Genomic DNA, 22,630 nt, shown 5'->3' on the forward strand with positions numbered 1-22,630 from the left:
CAAAAAGTAACCGCCGGCTCAGACCGCGCTTTCGACCAGGCGATGCCACAGCGCGTAATACACCCGGCCGGACTTTTGTTCCCGGTGCAAGCGCCAGCTGCCCGGCAGGCCGAGGGTGGACGGCGCGGTTTCGCTCTCGGTGTAGATCCACGCATCCGGCGCCAGCCATTGGCGATCTTCGAGCAGCGTGCACACCGTCGGCAGCAGGTTCTGGTTGAACGGCGGGTCGAGGAACACCACGTCGTATTCGCTGGCTGCCTGGGTTTCCAGGTAACGCAGCGCATCGGCGGTCTGCACCTGGCCGTTGGTGCAGCGCAGGGTGCCCAGGTGTTCCTTGAGGCTGGAAACCGCCACGTTGCTCGCGTCCAGCGCCTGGGCCTGGGACGCGCCACGGGACAGCGCCTCCAGGAACAGCGCGCCGCTGCCGGCAAACGGGTCCAGCACCTTGGCGCCCGCGATGTAAGGCGCGAGCCAGTTGAACAGGGTTTCACGCACGCGGTCGGGCGTCGGGCGCAGGCCCACGACGTCGGGGAAGCTCAGCTTGCGGCTGCCCCATTCACCGCCAATGATGCGCAGTTGGCCCACACCGTTATGCACGTTGTGGACAGGTTTTTTCGGGCGAGATGAACTGGCCATTAATGCTCCGGAACCCCGAGCGGCTGCTCGGCGGGTTTATCAGTGGGGGGCGGTAGTGGCTTTTGCGCAATCGTCGGGCCGGCGGTCACGATGACCATCTTGTCGGCGCTCACGTGTTTGTTCATGGCCGCCTTGACCTGGTCTACGGTCAGGGCCTGGGATTGTTTCATGAAATCTTCCAGATAGCTCAGCGGCAGGTTGTAGAAACCCATGGCGCCCAGCTGTCCGACGATATCGGCGTTGCTCGCGGTGGACAGCGGGAAGCTGCCGGCCAGTTCGCGCTTGGCGTCATCCAGCTCCTTTTGCGTCGGGCCGGTCTTGAGGTAATCGGCCAGCACCTGCTCGACCAGGCGCAGGGTGCCGCCGCTCATTTCGGCGCGGGTCTGCAGGTTGATCATGAACGGACCGCGCACCTGCATCGGCGAGAAGCCCGAGTACACGCCGTACGTGAGGCCGCGTTTTTCGCGCACTTCGCTCATCAGGCGAGTGCCAAAGCCACCGCCACCGAGGATCTGGTTGCCCATGGACAAGGCCGCGTAGTCCGGGTCGGCCCGGTCGATGCCCAATTGCGCGAACAGCAGGTGCGTCTGCTTGGACGGAAACTCGATATGGCTCAGGCCGGCCTTGGGTTCGGTCGGCTGGGCGATCTTCGCCAGCGCCGGTCCCCTGGGCAGTGAGGCAGACACCTTGGCGGTCATGGCTTCGGCTTCGGCGCGGGTCAGGTCGCCCACCACCGCAATCACCGCGTTGCCTGCTGTGTAGGCCTTGGCATGGAACGCCTGCAACTGCGCCAGGCTGATCTTCGGCACGCTGTCGGCGTTGCCTTCGCTCGGATGTGCGTAAGGGTGGTCGCCATACAGGCGCTTGAACAGCTCAAGGCTCGCCAGCTTGCCGGGATTCTGCTTCTGATATTCGAAACCGGCGAGGATCTGGTTCTTGATCCGCGCCAGTGAGTCGGCGGGGAAGGTCGGCTTGCCGATCACGTCGTCGAACAGCGCCAGTGCCGCATCGCGCTTGTCGCTGGCGCTCAGGCTGCGCAGGGATACCAGCGCCATGTCGCGGTAAGCACCATTGCCAAAGTCGGCGCCCAGGCCTTCAAAGCCGCTGGCGATCTGGCTGACGTCCTTGCCCGGCACCCCTTCGTTGAGCATGGCGTTGGTCATCAGCGCCAGGCCTGGCACGTCGCCGTCCTGGCTGCTGCCGGCGGCGAACAGGATGCGCATGTCGAACATCGGCAGTTCATGGGCCTCGACGAACAGCACCTTGGCGCCTTCGGCGGTGGTCCAGCTTTGCACATCGAGCGTGCGGTTGGTCGGCGCCTTGCCGTCCAGCTCGGCCAGCGATTGCAGCTTGCTGGCGGACTGGGCTTTTTCCAGCGCCGGGCTGGCCACTGATTCACTTGGGCGCAAAACGTACACCGCGCTCGCTGCCACCAGCGTGACGGCGATCAGGCCGGGCAGGATCAGGCTTTTGCGATCACTCATGAGCGGTCTCCTCGGGCAGAATATGGGCGACGCTCAGACGCTCGCGGGTGAAATAGGTGCGCGCAGCCTTCTGGATATCTTCCGGGGTCACGCTTTGCAGGTCGGCGAGTTCGGTGTCCATGAGCTGCCAGGACAGGCCCACGGTTTCCAGGGAGCCAATGGACGTGGCCTGGCTGGTGATGGAGTCTCGTTGGTACACCAGCCCGGCGATGACCTGGGCGCGAATACGCTCCAGCTCTTCGGCGGTCGGTGGCTTGGCTTTCAGTTCTTCCAGCAGCCGCCACAGGCCGGCTTCGGCTTGGGCGATGGTCTTTTTCTTCTGCTGGTTGGGCGTGGCCGAGAGAATGAACAGGGTGTCGCCACGGCTGTAGGCGTCGTAGCGGGTGGAGGCCGCAGACACCAGTTCTTCACCGCGCTCCAGTTGGGCCGAGATACGCGCGCTGTAGCCGCCGTCGAGCAGGGCCGAAATCAGGCGCAGGGCCTGTACCGAGCGCTTGTCTTCAGCGGTGGCAAGACCGGGCACGTTGAAGCCGAGGAGCACGCTGGGCAGTTGGGTCTGCACGCGCATTGTCAGCAGGCGCTCGCCGGGTTCGGCCAGCTCCATGGGGATTTTGGCCGGGGGCACGTCACGCTTGGGGATCGGGCCGAAGTAGCGCTGGGCCAGGGTCTTCACCTCGTCCGGGGTCACGTCGCCGACCACCACCAGCGTAGCGTTGTTCGGCACGTACCAGGCCTGGTACCAGTGGCGCAGTTCCTCGACCTTCATGCGCTCCAGGTCGGCCATCCAGCCGATAGTCGGCGTGTGGTAGCCGCTGGCCGGAAAAGCCATGGCCTTGAAGCGCTCGAAGGCCTTGGACATCGGGTTGTCGTCGGTGCGCAGGCGGCGTTCTTCCTTGATAACCTCGATCTCGCGGCTGAACTCGTCGGCCGGCAGGCGCAGGCTGGCCATGCGATCGGCTTCCAGCTCGAAGGCGACGCCCAGGCGGTCGCGGGCCAGCACCTGGTAATAGGCGGTGTAGTCATCGCTGGTGAACGCATTTTCTTCAGCGCCCAGATCACGCAGGATCAGCGAGGCTTCGCCCGGCCCCACCTTGGCGCTGCCCTTGAACATCATGTGCTCAAGGGCGTGGGACAAACCGGTCTGGCCCGGGGTTTCGTAGCTCGAGCCAACCTTGTACCAGACCTGGGAAACCACCACTGGCGCGCGATGGTCTTCGCGCACGACCACTTTGAGGCCGTTGTCGAGGGTGAATTCATGGGTGGGTTGGGGATCGGCAGCCAAAGCTGAAAGAGGCAGACAAACTGTACCGAACAGCAGGCCTGCGGCGCGGCGGGCTAGAGCATTCATTCGTTTTTAAACCTGTTGGGCTGCCCGCTTGGTCTTAGCGTCGGCGGGCGAGGAGGTGCTAGGATACTGATCGGATTTGCGGACGGCCACTGTGGCGGTCCAGTTAAGGCCCTGTTTAGGCCTTACAAAATGTTGCGCATGAACGAGCTGGCTGAAAAACAGTCTGTTACGCATCGAATTTTATTTACCGACGTGCCCCCTGGCGCATCGCTACCTTGAGATAGCCGTCTCCATGTTTGGTTCCAACGACGACAAGAAGACCCCAGCTGCGGCTGGCGAGAAGAAAGGCCTGTTCGGCTGGCTGCGTAAGAAACCGCAGGATGCCGTCGAACCAGAGCCGCAGGTTCAAGCTGAGCCGATCCCCGAGCCTATAGTAGAAGCCGAGCCGGTTGACCACGTCCCGGCGCCGGTGGTGTTGCCGATCGTTGAGCCGGTGTTGCAGCCGGTGGCCGAGGTGGCGCCGGAACCCGAGCCGGAATCTGAACCCGAGCCCGAGCCGTGGCCCGAGCTGCCCGTGGCCGAAGAGCCCGTGGCGCTGGTTGAAGACGTGCACGCTGAGCACGTCGCGCCGCCGATTCCCGTGGTGGCTGAACCGGTAGTTGAGTCGGCGCCCATCGTCGCAGCCGCCGTGCCTGCCGTCATCGAGCCGGCACCCATTGCCGTCGAAACCGGCAAGACCGGCTTCTTCGCCCGCCTCAAGCAAGGCCTGAGCAAGACCAGCGCCAGCATCGGCGAAGGCATGGCCAGCCTGTTCCTGGGTCGCAAGACCATCGATGACGAACTGCTGGAAGACATCGAAACCCGTCTGCTCACCGCCGACGTGGGCGTCGAAGCCACAGCAGTGATCATCCAGAGCCTGACCCAGAAGGTCGCGCGCAAGCAGCTCACCGACGCCGACGCGCTGTACAAATCCTTGCAGGCCGAACTGGCGGCGATGCTCAAACCCGTGGAAGCACCGTTGGTGATCACTCCGAACAAGCCGTTCGTGATCCTGGTGGTGGGCGTCAACGGCGCCGGCAAGACCACCACCATCGGCAAGCTGGCCAAGAAGCTGCAGCTGGAAGGCAAGAAAGTCATGCTGGCCGCCGGCGACACTTTCCGCGCCGCTGCGGTGGAGCAATTGCAGGTGTGGGGCGAGCGCAACAAGATTCCGGTGATCGCCCAGCACACCGGCGCCGATTCCGCCTCGGTGATCTTCGACGCGGTGCAGGCCGCCAAGGCGCGCAATATCGACGTGTTGATCGCCGACACTGCCGGTCGCCTGCACACCAAAGACAATCTGATGGAAGAGCTGAAGAAGGTGCGCCGCGTGATCGGCAAGCTCGACGCCGACGCCCCCCATGAAGTGCTGCTGGTGCTCGACGCCGGTACTGGTCAGAACGCCATCAGCCAGGCCAAGCAATTCAACCAGACGGTGCAACTGACCGGTCTGGCCTTGACCAAGCTCGACGGCACGGCCAAGGGCGGTGTGATCTTTGCCCTGGCCAAGCAGTTCGGGTTGCCGATTCGTTATATCGGCGTTGGTGAAGGCATCGACGACCTGCGCACCTTTGAAGCCGAACCCTTTGTACAGGCGCTGTTTGCCGAGCGGGAGCGTTCATGATTCGATTCGAACAGGTCGGTAAACGCTATGCCAACGGGCATGTGGGCTTGCATGAGCTGAGCTTTCGGGTGCGGCGCGGCGAGTTTCTTTTCGTCACCGGTCACTCCGGGGCCGGCAAAAGTACGTTGTTGCGTCTGCTGCTGGCCATGGAGCGCCCGACCACCGGCAAACTGCTGCTGGCCGGCCAGGACCTGGCCACCATCAGCAATGCGCAAATCCCGTTTCTGCGCCGCCAGATCGGCGTGGTGTTCCAGAATCACCAGTTGCTGTTCGATCGCACGGTGTTCAACAACGTTGCCTTGCCGTTACAGATTCTCGGGCTGTCCAAGGCCGAGATCGTCAAACGCGTTGATTCGGCCCTTGAGCGCGTGGCGCTCTCGGACAAGACCGACCTCTACCCCGGCGACCTCTCCACCGGCCAGCAACAGCGCGTCGGCATCGCCCGCGCCATCGTGCACCGTCCGGCCCTGCTGCTGGCGGACGAACCCACCGGTAACCTCGACCCGCGTCTGGCGGCGGAAATCATGGGCGTATTCGAAGACATCAATCGCCTGGGTACCAGCGTGCTGATTGCCAGTCACGACCTGGCGCTGATCGCGCGCATGCGCCACCGCATGCTGACTCTGCAACGCGGTCGCCTCATCGGTGACGGGGAGGCAGGCGTATGAGTGCTACACGCAGTCCAAAAGTATCCGAACGGGTGGCGCCGAAACCGGCCGACCCGCAACCGAAGAAGAAAAAACGCGACGACGATGACGGCCCGGACTTCAGCACGCTGCTGCACGCCTGGATCGAAAGCCATCGCGCCAGCCTGCTCGACAGTCTGCGTCGGCTGGGCAAGCAGCCGGTCGGCAGTTTTTTTACCTGCCTGGTGATGGCCGTGGCCCTCAGCCTGCCGATGGGCTTGTCGCTGCTGCTCAATAACGTGGAGCGTCTGGGCGGGTCCTGGCAGCGCGCGGCGCAGATTTCGCTGTACCTGAACCTGGATGCCAGCACCCAGCAGGGCGAAGCGCTGCGCGATGAAATCAAGAACATGCCGGGCGTGGCGGATGCCGAGTACGTCAGCCGCGACCAGGCCCTTGAAGAATTCCAGCAGCAATCCGGCCTGGGCGAGGCGCTCAAGGAGCTGCCGCAGAATCCGCTGCCGGGCGTGGTGCTGGTGACGCCGGACGAAGTCGACAAGCCGACCCTGGAAGCCCTGCGCCAGAAACTGGCGCAGATGCCCAAGGTGCAACAGGCGCAACTTGATCTAGTCTGGGTAGAGCGCCTGGCCGCGATCCTCAAGCTGGGCGACCGTTTTGTGTTCGGTTTGACGGTGCTGTTGGTGTCTGCATTACTTTTGGTGATAGGCAATACCATTCGTCTTCATATTGAAAACCGTCGCACCGAGATAGAAGTGATTAAACTTGTCGGCGGCACGGACAGCTATGTGCGTCGTCCTTTTCTGTACATGGGCGCGCTTTATGGCCTGGGTGCCGGGTTTTTGTCCTGGGGCGTGCTGGCTTTCGGCCTGGACTGGCTGAACGACGCGGTGACGGGCCTTGCCGGCTTGTACGGCAGTGATTTTGCCCTGGCCGGGGTGCCTGTGGCCGATGGTCTCTCGCTCTTGCTTGGCGCGGTATTGTTGGGTTATATCGGTGCCTGGATTGCCGTGGCGCGGCATTTACGTGAGCTGGCGCCCAAGTAGTTAATGCCAGATTAATGTGGTTTCGTTTGTATTGACCGTATCAGCGGTATAGGGAACTTGTCCTACGGTTCCCCGGTCAATTTTCGCAGTGCTGAACTGCACGAGTTATGTGAGTCGGAGGTTTTTTCGTATGACCACTTCTTTGCAACCTGCGTATGCCCTGGTTCCAGGTGGAAACCTGGAAGCCTATGTGCACACGGTCAACAGCATTCCATTGCTGACGCCCGAGCAGGAGCGTGAACTGGCCGAGAGTCTCTACTATGAGCAGGATTTGGGGGCGGCTCGGCAGATGGTGCTCGCCCACCTGCGTTTTGTCGTACATATCGCCCGCAGCTATAGCGGCTACGGGCTGGCCCAGGCTGACCTGATCCAGGAAGGCAATGTCGGCCTGATGAAAGCGGTCAAGCGCTTCAACCCCGAGATGGGTGTGCGCCTGGTGTCGTTTGCCGTTCACTGGATCAAGGCGGAAATCCACGAGTTCATCCTGCGCAACTGGCGCATCGTGAAAGTCGCGACCACCAAGGCCCAGCGCAAGCTGTTCTTCAACCTGCGCAGCCAGAAAAAACGTCTGGCGTGGCTGAACAACGAGGAAGTCCACCGCGTGGCCGAAAGCCTCGGCGTTGAGCCCCGTGAAGTGCGCGAGATGGAAAGCCGCCTGACCGGCCATGACATGGCTTTCGATCCGGCCGCCGAAGCGGACGACGACAGTGCTTTCCAGTCGCCGGCCAACTACCTGGAAGACCACCGGTACGACCCGGCGCGTCAACTGGAAGATGCCGATTGGAGCGACAACGCCAATCACAACCTGCACGAAGCGCTGGAAGTGCTGGACGACCGCAGCCGTGACATCCTCTACCAGCGCTGGCTGGCGGAAGAAAAAGCCACGCTGCACGACCTGGCGCAGAAGTACAACGTGTCGGCCGAGCGGATTCGTCAGCTTGAGAAAAGCGCGATGAACAAGCTGAAGCTGTCGATCGCCGCTTAAAACCATGTGGGAGGGGGCTTGCTCCCGATTTCAGTGGGTCAGCTACAGATAAGCTGGCTGATTCACTGCTATCGGGAGCAAGCCCCCTCCCACATTTGTTTGTGTGTTGGGTCAGTCGGACCAGGGGGCCTTGCGGGAGTTGTTCAGCTCAAGCAGGTAGCCATCACCACCGAGTTGATTCATCTGCTGGCGAATCCAGGCTGCCCGCCGCGCCACATACGCCGTCGGATGGCTCGCGCTCCACACTCTTGGATTGGGTAGCACCGCCGCCAGATAGCTGGCCTGCTGCCGCGAAAGCCCTTTGGCACTCACCCCAAAATGATGCCGCGCCGCCGCCTCTGCGCCAAACACGCCGTCATCCCATTCCACGCTGTTGAGGTACACCTCAAGAATTCGCTGCTTGGGCCATAGCACCTCGATCAGGCCGGTAAACCAGGCCTCCAGCCCCTTGCGCAGATAACTGCGGCCAGACCACAGAAACAGGTTCTTCGACACCTGCTGGCTTAATGTGCTGGCGCCCCGAATCGACCCGCCGCGCTCGTTGTGCACGATGGCTGCCTGGATCGCGCCGAAATCGAACCCCCAGTGCTGCGGGAAGCGCTGGTCTTCACCGGCCATCACCGCCAGCTTGAGGTCGTCGGAAATGTCATCCCACGCCACCCAGCTGCGTTGCAGGTCAATGGGTTCGCCGTCGAACCACGACTCGATCTTGCGCTCCACCATCAGCGCCGTGAACGGCGGCGGCACGACGCGCAACAGCAGCACCGGCAAAACGCTGCCGACGGCAAACCATTTCACGACTTTGAGAAAACGACTGAAGAGGATACGCAGCATAGAGATGGCTTGGCCGAACCCGTTGAGCGGGCCATTATACAGACCCTGCCCGATGCGTCTGATTGGAGTTCCACATGCTGCGTAGCTTTCTGATGTTGGCTGCCTTTTTTGGCTTCACCGGTGTCGCCCTCGGGGCCTTTGCCGCCCATGGCCTGAAAAGCCGCCTGAGCGCCGAGTACCTGACGATTTTCCAAACCGGCGTGACCTACCAGTTGGTGCACGCCCTGGCACTGTTCGGCGTGGCGCTGCTGGCCGCCCATATCCCCGGCCGCATGGTGACCTGGGCAGGCATCGCGTTTGTGGTCGGCATCCTGCTGTTCTCCGGCAGCCTCTACGCGTTGACCCTGACCGGCATCAGCAAGCTGGGCATCATCACCCCGTTCGGCGGGCTGGCGTTTCTGCTTGGCTGGTTCTTCCTCGGTTTGGCGGCGTGGCGCCTGCAGCTGACCGCTTGACGCTTGGAGCTGACCTTCAGGTCCCAATCACGCTAGAATGCTGGCCCCTAAAAACGATGGCGGCCCCTGGCATGCGCATTCAGTTGAACGGCGAACCCTTTGAATTGCCCGACGGTGCCTCCGTCGAGGCCCTGTTGACCCGCCTGGAACTGACCGGGCGCCGTGTCGCAGTGGAACTCAATCAGGATATCGTCCCGCGCAGTCAGCACGCCGCCACTGCGCTCGCCGACGGTGACCAGGTCGAAGTGGTCCACGCCATCGGCGGCGGCTAGTCGCCACCTCGCATTCTGCAGAACCTCACCCCATTACGAGGATTTCCCATGAGCATCGTTCGTAGCGACAAGCCTTTCGTCCTGGCCGGTCGTACCTACCAGTCCCGCCTGCTGGTCGGCACCGGCAAGTACCGCGACATGGAAGAAACCCGCCTGGCCATCGAAGCCTCGGGTGCCGAGATCGTGACCTTCGCCGTGCGCCGCACCAACCTTGGCCAGATCGAGGGCGAGCCGAACCTGCTCGAAGTGCTGTCGCCGGATCGCTACACCTTCCTGCCGAACACCGCCGGTTGCTATGACGCCATCGAAGCCGTGCGCACCTGCCGCTTGGCCCGTGAGCTGCTCGACGGCCACAACCTGGTGAAGCTGGAAGTGCTGGCCGACCAGAAAACCCTGTTCCCCAACGTGATCGAAACCCTCAAGGCCGCTGAAACCCTGGTCAAGGAAGGCTTCGACGTGATGGTCTACACCAGTGATGACCCGATCATCGCCCGTCAATTGGCGGAAATCGGCTGCATCGCCGTGATGCCGCTGGCCGGTCTGATCGGCTCCGGCCTGGGTATCTGCAATCCGTACAACCTGCAGATCATCCTTGAAGAAGCCAAGATCCCGGTGCTGGTGGATGCCGGCGTAGGCACCGCCTCCGACGCGACCATCGCCATGGAGCTGGGCTGCGACGCGGTGCTGATGAACTCGGCCATCGCCCATGCCCAACAACCGATCATGATGGCCGAAGCCATGCAACACGCCATTGTCGCGGGCCGTCTGGCTTACCTCGCCGGGCGCATGCCGAAAAAACTCTATGCCAGCGCTTCTTCGCCGCTGGATGGTCTGATCAAGTAAGAGCCATTGATGACTGAATCAAACGAAACGCCGAACACCGTGGACGCTGCCGACGACTCCAGGCACCGCCGCATCAAGAGCTTCGTGATGCGCGCCGGCCGCATGACCGAAGGCCAGCAAAAGGGCCTGGAGCAGGGCACGCCGCTGTTCGTGCTGCCCCTGGCCGATGCGCCGGTGGACTACGACCAGGTATTCGGTCGCTCGGCCCCGCGTTCCCTGGAAATCGGCTTCGGTATGGGCCACTCCCTGCTGGAAATGGCCGCCGCCGCGCCGGAGCAGGATTTCATCGGTGTTGAAGTGCACCGCCCAGGTGTCGGCGCGCTGCTCAACGGCGTGCTCACCCAAGGCCTGACCAACCTGCGAGTCTATGACTGCGACGCGATTGAAGTGCTCAACCGCTGCATCGCCGACAACAGCCTCGACCGCCTGATGCTGTTCTTCCCTGACCCATGGCACAAAGCCCGCCACCACAAGCGTCGCATCGTCCAGGCCTCCTTCGCGGAGCTGGTGCGCAGCAAGCTGAAAGTCGGCGGCATCCTGCACATGGCCACCGACTGGGAGCCCTATGCCGAATACATGCTGGAAGTGATGAACGTCGCGCCTGGCTATCGCAACATCGCTGAAGACGGCAAATGCGTGCCACGCCCGGCCGAGCGTCCGATCACCAAGTTCGAACGGCGCGGTGAGCGGTTGGGGCATGGGGTGTGGGATTTGAAGTTCGAAAAGCTGGCCTGATTTGAAATGCAGTCCAATGTGGGAGCTGGCTTGCCTGCGATAGCATCACCTGGGTATCACTGATACACCAAGGTGCCTGCATCGCAGGCAAGCCAGCTCCCACAGTTGTTTGGCGGTGTACTTGAGGTCAGCGACGATCCGCTACAACCCCAATCAAAACCAGCACCACCACCAGCACTGGCGCCAGGCTGTAGTTATTGAACTGGCCTAGCCCGCGCACAATCCACGGTGTGGCGTAGATCAGCGCGGCGCCGCTGCCGATCAGGCAAAGCAACGCCATCAAGGGCACGCGCAACGCGCCGGCGATGCTGCCCAGACGGGCTTCCACCCAGCCTTTGATGTCGGCGCCGAACAGCACCAGCAGGCAGCCCACAAGGGCCAGGGATATTTCCGACAGGTTGCTGCGGCTCCAGCGGGATGCGGTGGCGAGCAGGTCGAGTACCAGATCCATTCGATTTCCTTAAGAAGCGTCAGCTCAGAAATTTCTGCAGCAGGTCATTGAGAAAGAGTTGCCCACGGTCGGTCGCCGCCAGGCGTGACGGTTCGACCTGCATTAAGCCACTTTGTTCTGCGTCGCGCCGCGCTGCATCGAGACTGACCAGGTCGAGGCCGGTGCGTTCGGGATAGAGCCTGGCGTCGACCCCTTTGGTGAGGCGCAGGGCGTTCATCAGGAACTCGAACGGCAGCTCGTCGTTGGTCAGTTCTTTTGCCCCGGCCTGGAAGCTTTTGGCCGGGTTGAGGTAGTCCTTCGGCGCGCGGGTTTTCCAGGTGCGCACGATGCGTCCATCAGGGTGGCTGAGCTTGCCGTGGGCGCCTGCGCCAATGCCGATAAAGTCGCCAAAACTCCAGTAATTGAGGTTGTGCCGCGCCGGTCGGCCGGGTTGGGCGTAGGCCGATACTTCATACTGTGCGTAACCGTGTTCGGCGAGCAGTGCCTGGCCGGCTTCCTGGATATCCCACAGGGTGTCGTCTTCCGGCAGCGCGGGCGGCTGGTTCCAGAACACGGTGTTGGGTTCCAGGGTCAGCTGGTACCAGGACAGGTGCGTTGGCTTGAGCGCAATGGCCTGGCGCAGGTCGCCGAGGGCGTCGTCCAGGGACTGATCGGGCAAGCCGTGCATCAGGTCCAGGTTGAAGTTGTCGAAGCCGGCCTGGCGCGCCATGCCCGCCGCGCGTACCGCCTCGTCGCCATTATGGATACGGCCCAGAGCCTCGAGCTTTTGCTGCTGGAAACTCTGGATGCCAATGGACAGGCGATTGATCCCCAGCTTGCGGTACGCCACGAACTTCTCTTGCTCGAACGTGCCGGGGTTGGCTTCCAGGGTGATCTCGATATCGGCCGCAAACGGGATGCGCGCCTGCACGCCTTCGAGCAGGCGGCCCAGCGCCGCTGCGCTGAACAGGCTGGGCGTGCCGCCACCGAAGAAGATCGAGCTCAGCTCGCGACCGTAAACGGCGTGCAGGTCCTGGTCGAGGTCGGCCAGCAGGGCGTCCACATACTCCTCTTCCGGTAGCACTGTGCTCGCAGTGTGGGAGTTGAAGTCGCAATACGGGCATTTGCGCACGCACCACGGAATGTGGATGTACAGCGCCAGGGGTGGCAGCACCGGCAAGGCCGCCCGGGGCGTTTGCGTACCGCCGTGGATCAGCGGCTGCGCAGAGGTGTTCAGAGTCATTTCAAGCCCAGACGCTGGCGCAGCAACACCATGGCACGGGCGCGATGACTGATCTGGTTCTTGTCGGCCGGGCTCAGTTCGGCGCTGGAGACATTGCGCTCCGGCACCCAGAACAGCGGGTCATAACCAAAACCGTGCTCGCCGCTGGCGGCGTGCAGGATGCGCCCGTGCCACAGGCCTTCACACAGAATCGGCAACGGGTCATCGGCATGGCGCACCAGCGCCAGCACGCAGACGAACTGCGCGCCACGCAGCGCGTCCGGCACGTCCTTGAGCGCGTCCAGCAGCTTGGCGTTGTTGGCCGCGTCGCCTTTGCCGTCGGCATAGCGCGCCGAATAGATGCCCGGCGCGCCACCCAGGAAATCCACCGCCAGCCCCGAATCATCGGCCAGCGCTGGCAGTCCCGAAATGCGTGCAGCGTTGCGTGCCTTGAGAATGGCGTTCTCGACGAACGACAGGCCGGTCTCTTCCGGCTCGACCTGGCTGAACTCGCCAATCGAGCGCAGTTGCACGGATTCGCCGAGCATGGCCTGGAGTTCTTTGAGTTTGCCGGCGTTATGGCTGGCCAGTACGAGTTGGGAGAGGTTCATCATTCGGCCGGAAACAGTTCTTGGTTGAATTGGAAACCATGGGCCTTGCCGCCGGTTTCAACATTGATGGTAAACGTCTTGTATTCCCGCTGCGTCACGGAGTAAGGCGCCAGGTAGCTGATCCCGCCTTTCTCTTCGACTTGTTTGAATGTCAGGATTTCACTTTTGCCACCCAGGTCCTTGATGGTGCCGGTCACCTGCGCTGCGACCGGGGTTACACCCTTGATCACGGTCACATTGATCAAGCCCTTCTCCTTGCTGCGCACCACGCCAACTTTCTGGGCGGTTTCAGGTTGCAGGAAGCTGGAGGTGAAGGTGTTGTAACGCACGGTGATATCGCCGAATTCCTTGGTGCGGTTGGGGTCGATAACGTCGGCGGCCATGGCGCTGGCGCCCAGGCATGCGGTCAATAGAAAAACAGCAAGGCGACTCATGAGCGTCCCTCTTGAAAATGATTAAACGGCAATCTTGTGGTCGGTCAGGCCAGGACTGCTGACCCGGTAGATACCAATTTCGCCCAGCAGGTTGGGCCATAGCTTGCTCGCCCAGCCGTGGCGGTGTTGTTGATCGACGGCAAGGCGGTTGATCACCTTGGCTTCACGCTCGCCGCACAGCGCTTCGAAGTCTTCGAAGGTGCAGAAGTGGATGTTCGGCGTGTTGTACCAGGTGTAGGGCAGGAAATCCGAGACCGGCATGCGGCCCTTGGTCGCCAGGTACCAGCGGCAGCGCCAGTGGCCGAAGTTGGGGAAGGTGATGATGCACTGGCGACCCACGCGCAGCATTTCGTCGAGGATGCGGTCCGGGTAGTGCACTGCTTGCAGGGCCTGGGTCATCACCACGATATCGAAGCTGTTGCTGGCAAAGTTGCCCAGGCCCTTGTCCAGGTCCTGTTCGATCACGTTGATGCCCTTGGCCACGCACTGGGCGATGTTGTCCGGGTCGTTTTCCAGACCGTAGCCGGTGACTTGCTTGTGGTCGCGCAGCCAGCTCAGCAATTCGCCATCGCCGCAGCCCAGGTCGAGCACGCGGCTGCCGGCGGGGATCCAGTCTTGGATGATGTCCAGGTCGGCTCTCATGGCGTTCTCACAAAATGATGCGGTTCATGTAGTTGCTGAAAGCCTGCAAGTAGCGCGGGATCGGGATCAGGAAGGCGTCATGGCCTTGGGGTGCGTCGATCTCCAGGTAGCAGACATCCTTTTTGGCGGCCATCAAGGCGTCTACCAGCTCGCGCGAACGCGCTGGCGAGAAGCGCCAGTCGGTGGTGAACGACATCACGCAAAAGCTGGCGGTGACGTGTTCGAAGGTTTTCGCCAGGTCATCGTCATGGTTGGCCGCCGGGTCGAAGTAGTCCAGGGCCTTGGTCATCAGCAGGTAGGTGTTGGCGTCAAAGCGTCCGGAGAACTCCTCGCCCTGATAACGCAGGTAGCTTTCCACCTGGAATTCCACGCTGTGGAAGTCGTAGTTGAGCTTTTCGCTCTTGAGGCCACGGCCAAATTTCTCGCCCATGGAGTCATCGGACAGGTAGGTGATGTGCCCGACCATGCGTGCGAGCATCAGGCCGCGCTTGGGAATCACGCCGGCTTCCTGGAACGAACCACCGTGGAACTCGGGGTCGGTGAGGATCGCCTGGCGTGCCACTTCGTTGAAGGCGATGTTCTGCGCCGACAGTTTTGGCGCCGAGGCGATGGCCAGGCAGTGGCGCACGCGATCCGGGTAGGTGATGGTCCATTGCAGGGCCTGCATGCCACCCAGGCTGCCGCCGATGACCGCCGCCCACTGCGTGATGCCGAGCAGGTCGGCCAGGCGTGCCTGGCTGTGCACCCAGTCTTCCACGGTGAGCACCGGGAAGTCGGCGCCGAACGGCTTGCCGGTTTCGGGGTTGAGGCTGCTCGGGCCGGTGGAGCCATTGCAGCCTCCGAGGTTGTTGAGGCTCACCACGAAGAATTTATGGGTGTCGATGGGTTTGCCGGGGCCGATGCAACTGTCCCACCAGCCGGGCTTGCGCTCGTCGGCGCTGTGGAAGCCGGCGGCGTGGTGATGGCCGGACAGGGCGTGGCAGATCAGCACGGCGTTGCTCGCCGTGGCATTCAACTGGCCGTAGGTTTCATAGATCAGGTCATAGGCCGGCAGCGACCGGCCGCAGGCCAGGGCCAGCGGTTCGCTGAAGTGCGCCACCTGGGGCACGACCAGTCCAACAGAATCGGGGGGGAAGGCAGCTGACATCGACCCTGCTCTCGTTTAAATGAGGCGTAAGTCTAAAGAGCGGTGGGGCCAGCGGCAAGCAAAGGCCTGCGCCAGTACGCAGATACAAATTTCAGTGCTGGTTTGTGTGGGAGCTGGCTTGCCTGCGATCGCATCACCTTGGCGTGACTGACGCACCGAGGTGCCTGCATCGCAGGCAAGCCAGCTCCCACCTGTCAGATCAGGCCGAACAGCTCTTTGGGCATGAACGCATAGAACGCCAAACGCGGAATCACCCAGCTTTGCAGCAACTGGATCGCGATGAACGCAAAGATCGGTGAAATATCCAAACCGCCCAGGTTCGGGATCAGACGACGGAACGGCGCCAGCACCGGCTCGGTGATCTGGTACACCAACTCGGCGCCCGGGCTGCGGCTGCCCGGTGCAACCCACGAGAGGATCACGCTGATGATCATCGACCAGAAAATGATCTTCAGGAACAGCGAGAACACCCCGATCAGCGCCCACGGCAACAGCAGCACCGTAAAGGGCTGGTAGCCGCTGAGCATCAGGATCACCACGAACAGCAGCATTTGCAGCAGCAGCGCGAGCACCAGCGACGACATGTCCAGGCCAAACAGGCTCGGGATCACACGGCGCAGCGGCTTGAGCAGCGGTTGCGTGGCCTTGACCACGAACTGGCACAGCGGGTTGTAGAAGTTCGCCCGCACCAGTTGCAGGATGAAGCGCATCAGCACGATCAGCAGGTACAGGCTGCCCAGGGTCTGGATGATGAAAATGGCAGCGTCATTGATTCCGAGCATGTTTGATTACCTTGGTAAGGGACGACTATTTGCCCAGTTGCTCGGCCATCTCGGCCGAACGGTGTGCCGCAGCACCCAGTGCCTTTTCCACCAGGGCTTCAAAGCCCCCGGCCTGGAACGATTCGATGGCCGCTTGCGTGGTGCCGCCCGGCGAGGTCACGCGACGGCGCAGTTCGGCGGCGTCCACCTCGCTGGCGACAGCCATTTTTGCCGCGCCCAGCGCTGTTTGCTCAGCCAGCTGTTCCGCCACGTCATGGGGCAGGCCCAGTTTGACGCCGGCGGCGGTCATGGCTTCGATCAGCAGGAAAAAGTACGCCGGGCCGCTGCCGGACACGGCGGTGACCGCATCCAGTTGCTGCTCCTGCTCAAGCCATACGGCGATGCCCACCGCAGACAGCAACGCCTGGGCCTGGTCACGCTGTGTGGCGCTGACTTCGGCGGTGGCGTACAGGCCGCTCACGCCCTGGCGCAGCAGCGACGGGGTATTGGGCATGCAGCGCACGATCGGTTGGGCGCCGAGCCAATTGTTCATGCTGGCGCAGGTGATACCGGCGGCAATCGAAACCACAAGCTGATGCGGCTGCAGGCTTGGTCGCAGGCTTTCGCACACAGCCTTCATGGCCTGTGGCTTGACCGCCAGCACGATCACGTCGACGCCGTGGATGGCCTCGGCATTGTCGGCGAAGGTTTCGATACCGTGCTCGGCGCTGACGCGGGCGCGGGTCTCTTCGCCCGGGTCGCTGGCGCGGATCTGCGTGGCGTCCAGGCCCTTGGCCCGCAGGCCGCCGATCAGGCTGGCCGCCATGTTACCGGCGCCGATAAAGGCAATACGCGTGTCTTTCATGACAGGTCCTTAGCTAAATGAACGTCAGCCATGTGACGGCTGGCTGTAGTCGCGGGCGCCAAACAGCGCGGTACCGACCCGCACCCAGGTGGCGCCTTGGGCGATGGCCGACGCGAGGTCGTGGCTCATGCCCATGGAAAGTGTGTCCAGCGCCAGATTCAGGCTGGCTTGCAGTTCGCGCACACTGGCGAACGCCGCGTCCTGCGCCGCGCGGTCTTCAGTCGGCTCAGGGATTGCCATCAGGCCGCGCAGCTTCAGGTGCGGCAGGGCGCTGATGGCGTTCGCCAGGGCCGGCAGGTCGGCGGGTGTGCAGCCGGACTTGCTGGCTTCGCCACTGACGTTGACCTGGATGCAGATATTCAGCGGCGGCAGGTCCGCCGGGCGTTGCTCGGACAGGCGTTGTGCGATTTTCAGGCGGTCCACGGAATGCACCCAGGCGAAGTTCTCGGCGATAGCACGAGTCTTGTTCGATTGAATGGGGCCGATGAAGTGCCAACTCAAGGGCAGGTCGGACAATTGCGCCTGTTTGCTCAACGCTTCCTGCAGGTAGTTCTCGCCGAAGTCGCGCACGCCGGCGGCATAGGCCTCGCGCACAGCCTCGGCAGGTTTGGTCTTGCTCACGGCCAGCAGGTGGATGCTGCTCGGGTCACGTTGCACGGCGTCGGCCGCGGCGCGGATGCGCTGGCTAACCTGGCCGATGTTGTCTGCTATCGTCGACATTCAAGATGCACCCGTGGATATGGAGTCCGCGGCATTCTACTGGAAATGGAAAGCCCTATGGATATCACTCAATTGCTGACGGCCAGCGTGCGCCGTGGCGCCTCCGACCTGCATCTTTCGGCTGGTCTGGTGCCGATGTTGCGGGTTGATGGCGAGGTATGGCCACTGGATTGGCCGGTGCTTTCACCGCCGCAAGTGGCGGACTTGTTGAGCCCTTTGCTCAATCAGCACCAGCAAAAGGATTTCGAAACATCTCTTGAAACGGATTTTGCATTCGAGCTGCCGGGCGTGGCGCGGTTCCGCGTGAACGTGTTCCGCCAGGCGCGTGGCGTGGGGGCGGTGTTTCGCACCATTCCTTGCGAGGTTCAGAGCCTGGAGAGCCTGGGGCTGGGCGAAGTCTTCCAGCGCATCGCGCGCTTGCCGCGCGGCCTGGTGCTGGTGACCGGTCCCACCGGCTCGGGCAAGTCCACCACGCTGGCGGCGATGATCGATGACCTGAATCGGCATCGCCGCCAGCACATCCTCACGCTGGAAGACCCCATCGAATTTATCCACCGGCCGAACATGGCCCTGATCAATCAGCGTCAGGTGCACCGCGATACCCACAGCTTCTCGACGGCCCTGCGCTCGGCCCTGCGCGAAGACCCGGACGTGATTCTGATCGGCGAGTTGCGCGACCTGGAGACCATTCGCCTGGCATTGACGGCGGCGGAAACCGGGCACCTGGTCTTCGGCACCCTGCACACCACGTCAGCGGCCAAAAGCGTGGACCGTCTGGTGGATGTGTTCCCGGCGGGGGAAAAGGCCATGGTGCGCTCGATGTTGGCGGAATCACTGCAGGCGGTGGTGTCACAAGTGCTGGTCAAGAGGCTCGGCGGCGGGCGCGTGGCGGCCCATGAAATCATGCTGGGCACGCCGGCCATTCGTAATCTGATTCGCGAGAACAAAGTGGCGCAGATGCTCTCGGCGATTCAGACCGGCGGGGCGGTGGGGATGAAGACGCTGGATATGAGCTTGAGGGCGCTGGTGGGCGAGGGGCTGGTCAGCCGGGAAGAGGCGCGCGAGAAGGCGACGGTGCCTGGGGACATATAGGTCTCAAAAACAATGGAAACCCATGTGGGAGGGGGCAAGCCCCTCCCACATTTACTGCATTTGAACCGGGAAAATCAGCGCTGCACGATCCGCAGGTTGTTGTTCTGCTCTTTGGGCAGCACACGCTTGGCGATCACGTAGTTCTTGTTCCAGAACGGCTTTTTCAGCGTGTCGATGCTCACTGATTTGCCACGGCGCGGTGCGTGGATGAAACGATCGTTGCCCAGGTAAATGGCAACGTGGTTCACCTGGCGGCTCTTCAACTTGAAGAACAGCAGGTCGCCCGGCTTCAGGTCCTTGCGTTCAACCTTCTGCCCGTGGCCGGCGGCCATGGCGTTGGACGTACGCGGCAGATCGACCGCCTTGACGTCATTGAAGGCATATTTCACCAAACCGCTGCAGTCGAACCCTTTACTTGGGCTACTGCCGCCCCAACGATAAGGAGTACCGAGCACATTCACGGCGCGGCTGAGCACGGTGCTGCTCTGCTTGGTGTTGACGGCCATCAGCGCTGGAGTGGCTTTGCCGTGGGCCTTGCTCAGTTGAGTAGGACGCTTGACGGTCAGCTTGGCTGATTTGGCGTTGACCGCAGCGCTATGAACTTTAGGGGTGAAACCGTTAACGTTGGGAAGACGTTGCTCACGATTGGTGGCGTGGGCGGCCAGTGGCATTAATAGGCAGATGGTTAGCCATGTCTTGAAGAAAGGTCGCATTCGGCGTGGCTCATATGGGTTAGCGCGCAACTTTATAACAGCTTTTTGTGTCGATCTCAGGCCGTTTGTCGACTCAACCTTGACGGCAAAATCAGGAAAAAGGCGACGATTGACTGCCATTTTCGGACACAAGTCAGGTGGCATAAGGCTTTCAGGGCAGGGAAGATACCATTTGCCGTACGTCGGGCGCTTGTAAAAAAGTCACAAAGAAACTGAAAAAATTTATCTATCGAGGCAAATGAGGTACGCGATGAATACCTATCAACAGATTGGCCAACAGCAAGATACCCACAGCAAGGTGATCGGTTACCTGCTGTGGATTTTCGGTTTTACCGGCGCGCATCGCTTTTATTACGGCAAACCCGTGACCGGAACGATCTGGTTTTTCACCCTGGGCTTGCTGGGTATCGGCTGGCTGATCGACTTCTTCCTGATCCCGGCCATGGACCGTGAAGCCGACCTGCGTTTTACCGCCGGGCCTATCGAATACAACATTGCGTGGATTCTGCTGGCGTTTTTGGGCGTGTTTGGTGTGCACCGCATGTACCAGGGCAAATGGATCACCGGCCTGATCTACCTGCTGACCGGCGGATTGTTTCTGGTGGGCGTGCTGTATGACTTCTGGACCTTGAATACGCAGATATCGATCCGCAATGCCGAGCGCAACAGCGGACGCTGAACCTCTCTAGCCAGATAGAGATGCAAGTGTGGGAGGGGGCTTGCTCCCGATAGCGGTGGACCCGTCAGCTCATCTGTGGCTGACCCACCCCAATCGGGAGCAAGCCCCCTCCCACATGTACTGTGCCCACGTTAAAGCGGTGTCAGGCCTGGTAGCTGATGCGACCGTCCACCAAGGTATAACGCACCGTCGCCGGCAGGCTATGGCCGATAAACGGGCAGTTCTCGCCCTTGGACAACCACTGCTCCCCGGCAACCGTGGAGCTTGTCGGATCAAACACCACCAGATCCGCCGCTGCACCCACCGCCAACTTGCCCGCCGGCAGGCGCAAGGCCTGCGCCGGGCCGCTGCTCAGGCGCGCCAGCAGCGTTGGCAAGTCCAGCAAGCCGTCTTCCACCAGGGTCATCGCCAGGGGCAGCAACAGCTCAACGCTGCTGATACCCGGCTCGGTTGCGCCAAACGGCGCCAGCTTGGCGTCGCGTTCGTGGGGCTGGTGATGGCTGGAAATCGCCGACACCACACCGGATTTGACCGCCGCCCGCAAACCCTCGCGGTCGGCCAATGTGCGCAGCGGCGGCTGCACGTGGTACAGGCTGGAGAAGTCGATCAGCGCTTCATCCGTGAGGATCAACTGGTACAGCGCCACGTCCGCCGTCACCGGCAAGCCACGGGCCTGGGCCTGGGCGATCAGGGCAACGCCGCGTGCGCTGGTCAACTGGCTGAAATGCGCGCGCACGCCGCTTTGTTCCACCAGCAGCAGGTCGCGTGCCAGGGCCACGGTCTCGGCGGTTTCCGGGATGCCCGGCAGGCCGAGGAAGCTGGCCACGGCGCCCTCATGGGCCAGGCCGCCTTCGGCCAGGTCACGGTCCTGGGAATGAAAGATCACCGTCAGGTCGAAGGTGGCCGCGTATTCCAGAGCACGGCACAGGGTACGGGTGCTGCGAAAGCTCTCCAGGCCGTTGCCGAACGCCACGCAACCGGCGTCGCGCAGGGCAATCAGCTCGGCCAGTTGTTCGCCGTCCAGGCCTTTGCTCAGGGCGCCGATGGGGAACACCTTGCAGTTGCCGGCCTCGCGGGCGCGGTCGAGGATCAGTTCGGTCACCGCCGAGGTGTCCAGCACCGGCCTGGTGTGCGGCGGGCAGCACAGGCTGGTGACGCCCCCGGCAGCGGCGGCGCGGGTTTCGCTGGCGATGCTGCCTTTGCGGCTATAGCCCGGCTCGCGCAGGGCGACGTTCAGGTCCACCAGGCCCGGCGCGGCCACCAGGCCGTTGGCGTCGATGGTTTGGCTGGGGCTGAAGCCGCCGGGGGCGGCGCCGATGGCGATGATCTTGCCGGCCTCCAGGTGCAGATCGGTGACTTGATCCAGGCCACTGGCCGGGTCGATAACACGCGCGCCAAGGATGCTGAGCTTCACTGGGCGTTCTCCTGCTCGAATTGACGTTGCGCGGTTTGCCCGCTCATGGCCATGGACATTACCGCCATGCGCACGGCGATGCCGTAGGTCACCTGGTTGAGAATCACCGACTGGTTGCCGTCGGCCACCGCCGACTCAATCTCTACCCCCCGGTTGATCGGGCCGGGGTGCATCACGATGGCATCCGGTTTCGCGCCGGCCAGGCGTGCGGTGGTCAGGCCGAACAGGCGGTAGAACTCACCCTCGCTGGGTAGCAACCCACCGGACATGCGTTCGCGTTGCAGGCGCAGCATGATCACCACGTCCACATCCTTGAGGCCTTCGGTCATGTCGGTGTAGACCTTGACGCCGTATTGCTCGATGCCGATCGGCAGCAGCGTCTTGGGCGCGATCACGCGGATATCCGGGCAGCCCAAAGCTTTGAGGGCCAGCATGTTGGAGCGCGCCACCCGCGAGTGCAGGATGTCGCCGACGATGGCCACCGAGAGGTTTTCAAAGCTGCCCTTGTGCCGCCGGATGGTGAGCATGTCGAGCATGCCCTGGGTCGGGTGGGCGTGACGGCCGTCGCCGCCGTTGATGATCGCCACCTGCGGGCACACGTGCTCGGCGATGAAGTGCGCGGCGCCGGAGTCGCCGTGGCGCACCACGAACATATCGGCGGCCATGGCCTCAAGGTTGCGCAGGGTGTCGAGCAGGGTTTCGCCCTTGCTGGCCGACGACGTGGACACGTTCAGCGTGATCACATCGGCCGACAGGCGCTGTGCCGCCAGTTCGAAGGTGGTGCGGGTGCGCGTGGAGTTCTCGAAGAACACATTGCAGATGGTCTTGCCGCGCAGCAGCGGGACCTTTTTTACCGCGCGTCCGCCGACTTCGAGGAACGAGTCGGCGGTGTCGAGGATTTCGGTGAGCAGTTCGCGGGGCAAACCGTCGAGGGACAAGAAATGTTGCAATTGACCCTGAGCATTGAGCTGCAGCGGGCGCTTGGCATCTAGAGGCGTCATCGCGGGGACTCTTTACA

General features: G+C 62.4%; 26 protein-coding genes. 10 read left to right on the plus strand and 16 right to left on the minus strand.

Annotated elements, in window-relative coordinates; all coding sequences use genetic code 11:
- Positions 1-18: 18 nt before the first annotated feature.
- Genes rsmD through TU75_RS02570 form a run of 3 tightly spaced genes read right to left on the minus strand, consistent with a single transcriptional unit; the run spans position 19 to position 3,468 of the window.
- Entirely contained in the window at positions 19-636 is a 618-nt protein-coding gene (gene rsmD / locus TU75_RS02560; protein WP_003234636.1) for a 16S rRNA (guanine(966)-N(2))-methyltransferase RsmD, read from the minus strand.
- Positions 636-2,120 carry a M16 family metallopeptidase gene (locus TU75_RS02565; protein WP_003234633.1) on the minus strand — a complete coding sequence of 495 codons (1,485 nt, stop codon included), beginning with the start codon at positions 2,118-2,120 and terminating at the stop codon, positions 636-638. The genes rsmD and TU75_RS02565 overlap by 1 nt, the downstream gene beginning before the upstream one ends.
- A complete protein-coding gene (locus TU75_RS02570) occupies positions 2,113-3,468 on the minus strand; it encodes a M16 family metallopeptidase (RefSeq protein ID WP_060548132.1) in 1,356 nt (451 codons plus the stop codon). Before TU75_RS02570 ends, TU75_RS02565 begins: the two co-directional genes overlap by 8 nt.
- Before the next feature lie 232 nt (positions 3,469-3,700).
- On the opposite strand from TU75_RS02570, the gene ftsY reads away from it, so the two are divergent.
- The 4 genes from ftsY (at position 3,701) to rpoH (ending at position 7,743) form a co-directional block, all read left to right on the plus strand.
- Positions 3,701-5,071, plus strand: coding sequence for a signal recognition particle-docking protein FtsY (ftsY, locus tag TU75_RS02575; protein WP_060548133.1), 1,371 nt, complete (start codon positions 3,701-3,703; stop codon positions 5,069-5,071).
- Positions 5,068-5,739, plus strand: a complete 672-nt coding sequence (gene ftsE, locus TU75_RS02580) for a cell division ATP-binding protein FtsE (RefSeq protein ID WP_003234627.1) — start codon at positions 5,068-5,070, stop codon at positions 5,737-5,739. Before ftsY ends, ftsE begins: the two co-directional genes overlap by 4 nt.
- Positions 5,736-6,758, plus strand: a complete 1,023-nt coding sequence (gene ftsX / locus TU75_RS02585) for a permease-like cell division protein FtsX (RefSeq protein ID WP_003234623.1) — start codon at positions 5,736-5,738, stop codon at positions 6,756-6,758. Before ftsE ends, ftsX begins: the two co-directional genes overlap by 4 nt.
- 130 nt (positions 6,759-6,888) lie before the next feature.
- A complete protein-coding gene (gene rpoH, locus TU75_RS02590; RefSeq protein ID WP_003234621.1) occupies positions 6,889-7,743 on the plus strand; it encodes an RNA polymerase sigma factor RpoH in 855 nt (284 codons plus the stop codon).
- A gap of 111 nt (positions 7,744-7,854) precedes the next feature.
- Here rpoH and mtgA read toward each other — a convergent pair whose 3' ends face one another.
- Positions 7,855-8,577: a monofunctional biosynthetic peptidoglycan transglycosylase gene (gene mtgA, locus TU75_RS02595; protein WP_060548134.1), complete on the minus strand. Its 723-nt coding sequence runs from the start codon at positions 8,575-8,577 to the stop codon at positions 7,855-7,857.
- A gap of 74 nt (positions 8,578-8,651) precedes the next feature.
- Between mtgA and TU75_RS02600 the strand changes: the two genes are divergently transcribed.
- The 4 genes from TU75_RS02600 (at position 8,652) to trmB (ending at position 10,882) form a co-directional block, all read left to right on the plus strand.
- Complete coding sequence (locus TU75_RS02600; RefSeq protein WP_003234618.1) at positions 8,652-9,032, plus strand: DUF423 domain-containing protein; 381 nt, start codon at positions 8,652-8,654, stop codon at positions 9,030-9,032.
- A gap of 71 nt (positions 9,033-9,103) precedes the next feature.
- Positions 9,104-9,304 (plus strand): sulfur carrier protein ThiS, encoded by a 201-nt coding sequence (gene thiS / locus TU75_RS02605; RefSeq protein WP_003234616.1) that lies wholly within the window; start codon positions 9,104-9,106, stop codon positions 9,302-9,304.
- 48 nt (positions 9,305-9,352) lie between these two features.
- Positions 9,353-10,147, plus strand: coding sequence for a thiazole synthase (locus TU75_RS02610; protein ID WP_003234615.1), 795 nt, complete (start codon positions 9,353-9,355; stop codon positions 10,145-10,147).
- 9 nt (positions 10,148-10,156) lie between these two features.
- Positions 10,157-10,882 carry a tRNA (guanosine(46)-N7)-methyltransferase TrmB gene (gene trmB, locus TU75_RS02615; protein WP_003234613.1) on the plus strand — a complete coding sequence of 242 codons (726 nt, stop codon included), beginning with the start codon at positions 10,157-10,159 and terminating at the stop codon, positions 10,880-10,882.
- 127 nt (positions 10,883-11,009) lie between these two features.
- On the opposite strand, the gene TU75_RS02620 is transcribed toward trmB, so the two are convergent.
- The 9 genes from TU75_RS02620 to TU75_RS02660 form a co-directional block, all read right to left on the minus strand.
- Complete coding sequence (locus tag TU75_RS02620) at positions 11,010-11,333, minus strand: DUF3392 domain-containing protein (RefSeq protein ID WP_003234612.1); 324 nt, start codon at positions 11,331-11,333, stop codon at positions 11,010-11,012.
- 19 nt (positions 11,334-11,352) lie between these two features.
- On the minus strand, positions 11,353-12,555 hold the full coding sequence (gene hemW, locus TU75_RS02625) for a radical SAM family heme chaperone HemW (RefSeq protein ID WP_060548135.1): 1,203 nt from the start codon (positions 12,553-12,555) through the stop codon (positions 11,353-11,355).
- On the minus strand, positions 12,552-13,148 hold the full coding sequence (gene rdgB / locus TU75_RS02630) for an RdgB/HAM1 family non-canonical purine NTP pyrophosphatase (RefSeq protein WP_015373215.1): 597 nt from the start codon (positions 13,146-13,148) through the stop codon (positions 12,552-12,554). The genes hemW and rdgB overlap by 4 nt, the downstream gene beginning before the upstream one ends.
- On the minus strand, positions 13,145-13,579 hold the full coding sequence (locus tag TU75_RS02635; RefSeq protein ID WP_003234607.1) for a DUF4426 domain-containing protein: 435 nt from the start codon (positions 13,577-13,579) through the stop codon (positions 13,145-13,147). The genes rdgB and TU75_RS02635 overlap by 4 nt, the downstream gene beginning before the upstream one ends.
- Positions 13,580-13,600: 21 nt before the next feature.
- On the minus strand, positions 13,601-14,221 hold the full coding sequence (gene metW / locus TU75_RS02640; protein WP_003234603.1) for a methionine biosynthesis protein MetW: 621 nt from the start codon (positions 14,219-14,221) through the stop codon (positions 13,601-13,603).
- A gap of 7 nt (positions 14,222-14,228) precedes the next feature.
- Positions 14,229-15,368, minus strand: coding sequence for a homoserine O-succinyltransferase MetX (metX, locus tag TU75_RS02645; protein WP_015373214.1), 1,140 nt, complete (start codon positions 15,366-15,368; stop codon positions 14,229-14,231).
- Between the two features lie 194 nt (positions 15,369-15,562).
- Positions 15,563-16,150, minus strand: coding sequence for a YggT family protein (locus tag TU75_RS02650; protein ID WP_003234598.1), 588 nt, complete (start codon positions 16,148-16,150; stop codon positions 15,563-15,565).
- Positions 16,151-16,175: 25 nt separating this feature from the next.
- Positions 16,176-16,994, minus strand: coding sequence for a pyrroline-5-carboxylate reductase (gene proC / locus TU75_RS02655; RefSeq protein WP_060548136.1), 819 nt, complete (start codon positions 16,992-16,994; stop codon positions 16,176-16,178).
- A 24-nt stretch (positions 16,995-17,018) separates the two neighbouring features.
- Positions 17,019-17,714, minus strand: a complete 696-nt coding sequence (locus TU75_RS02660) for a YggS family pyridoxal phosphate-dependent enzyme (RefSeq protein ID WP_003234596.1) — start codon at positions 17,712-17,714, stop codon at positions 17,019-17,021.
- A 57-nt stretch (positions 17,715-17,771) separates the two neighbouring features.
- Between TU75_RS02660 and TU75_RS02665 the strand changes: the two genes are divergently transcribed.
- The gene (locus tag TU75_RS02665) at positions 17,772-18,806 is read left to right on the plus strand and encodes a type IV pilus twitching motility protein PilT (RefSeq protein ID WP_060548137.1); all 1,035 of its coding nucleotides are present in this window, start codon (positions 17,772-17,774) and stop codon (positions 18,804-18,806) included.
- Between the two features lie 74 nt (positions 18,807-18,880).
- On the opposite strand, the gene TU75_RS02670 is transcribed toward TU75_RS02665, so the two are convergent.
- Positions 18,881-19,519: a C40 family peptidase gene (locus TU75_RS02670; RefSeq protein WP_032870762.1), complete on the minus strand. Its 639-nt coding sequence runs from the start codon at positions 19,517-19,519 to the stop codon at positions 18,881-18,883.
- 268 nt (positions 19,520-19,787) lie between these two features.
- Here TU75_RS02670 and TU75_RS02675 point away from each other — a divergent pair, with 268 nt between their 5' ends.
- A complete protein-coding gene (locus TU75_RS02675) occupies positions 19,788-20,198 on the plus strand; it encodes an NINE protein (protein WP_163001024.1) in 411 nt (136 codons plus the stop codon).
- A gap of 142 nt (positions 20,199-20,340) precedes the next feature.
- On the opposite strand, the gene TU75_RS02680 is transcribed toward TU75_RS02675, so the two are convergent.
- Both TU75_RS02680 and TU75_RS02685 read right to left on the minus strand, forming a co-directional pair.
- Positions 20,341-21,612, minus strand: a complete 1,272-nt coding sequence (locus TU75_RS02680) for a dihydroorotase (RefSeq protein ID WP_060548138.1) — start codon at positions 21,610-21,612, stop codon at positions 20,341-20,343.
- Complete coding sequence (locus TU75_RS02685) at positions 21,609-22,613, minus strand: aspartate carbamoyltransferase catalytic subunit (protein WP_003234591.1); 1,005 nt, start codon at positions 22,611-22,613, stop codon at positions 21,609-21,611. The genes TU75_RS02680 and TU75_RS02685 overlap by 4 nt, the downstream gene beginning before the upstream one ends.
- Positions 22,614-22,630: the final 17 nt, after the last annotated feature.

The organism is Pseudomonas poae, from assembly GCF_001439785.1.
Classification (GTDB): Bacteria; Pseudomonadota; Gammaproteobacteria; order Pseudomonadales; family Pseudomonadaceae; genus Aquipseudomonas; species Aquipseudomonas poae.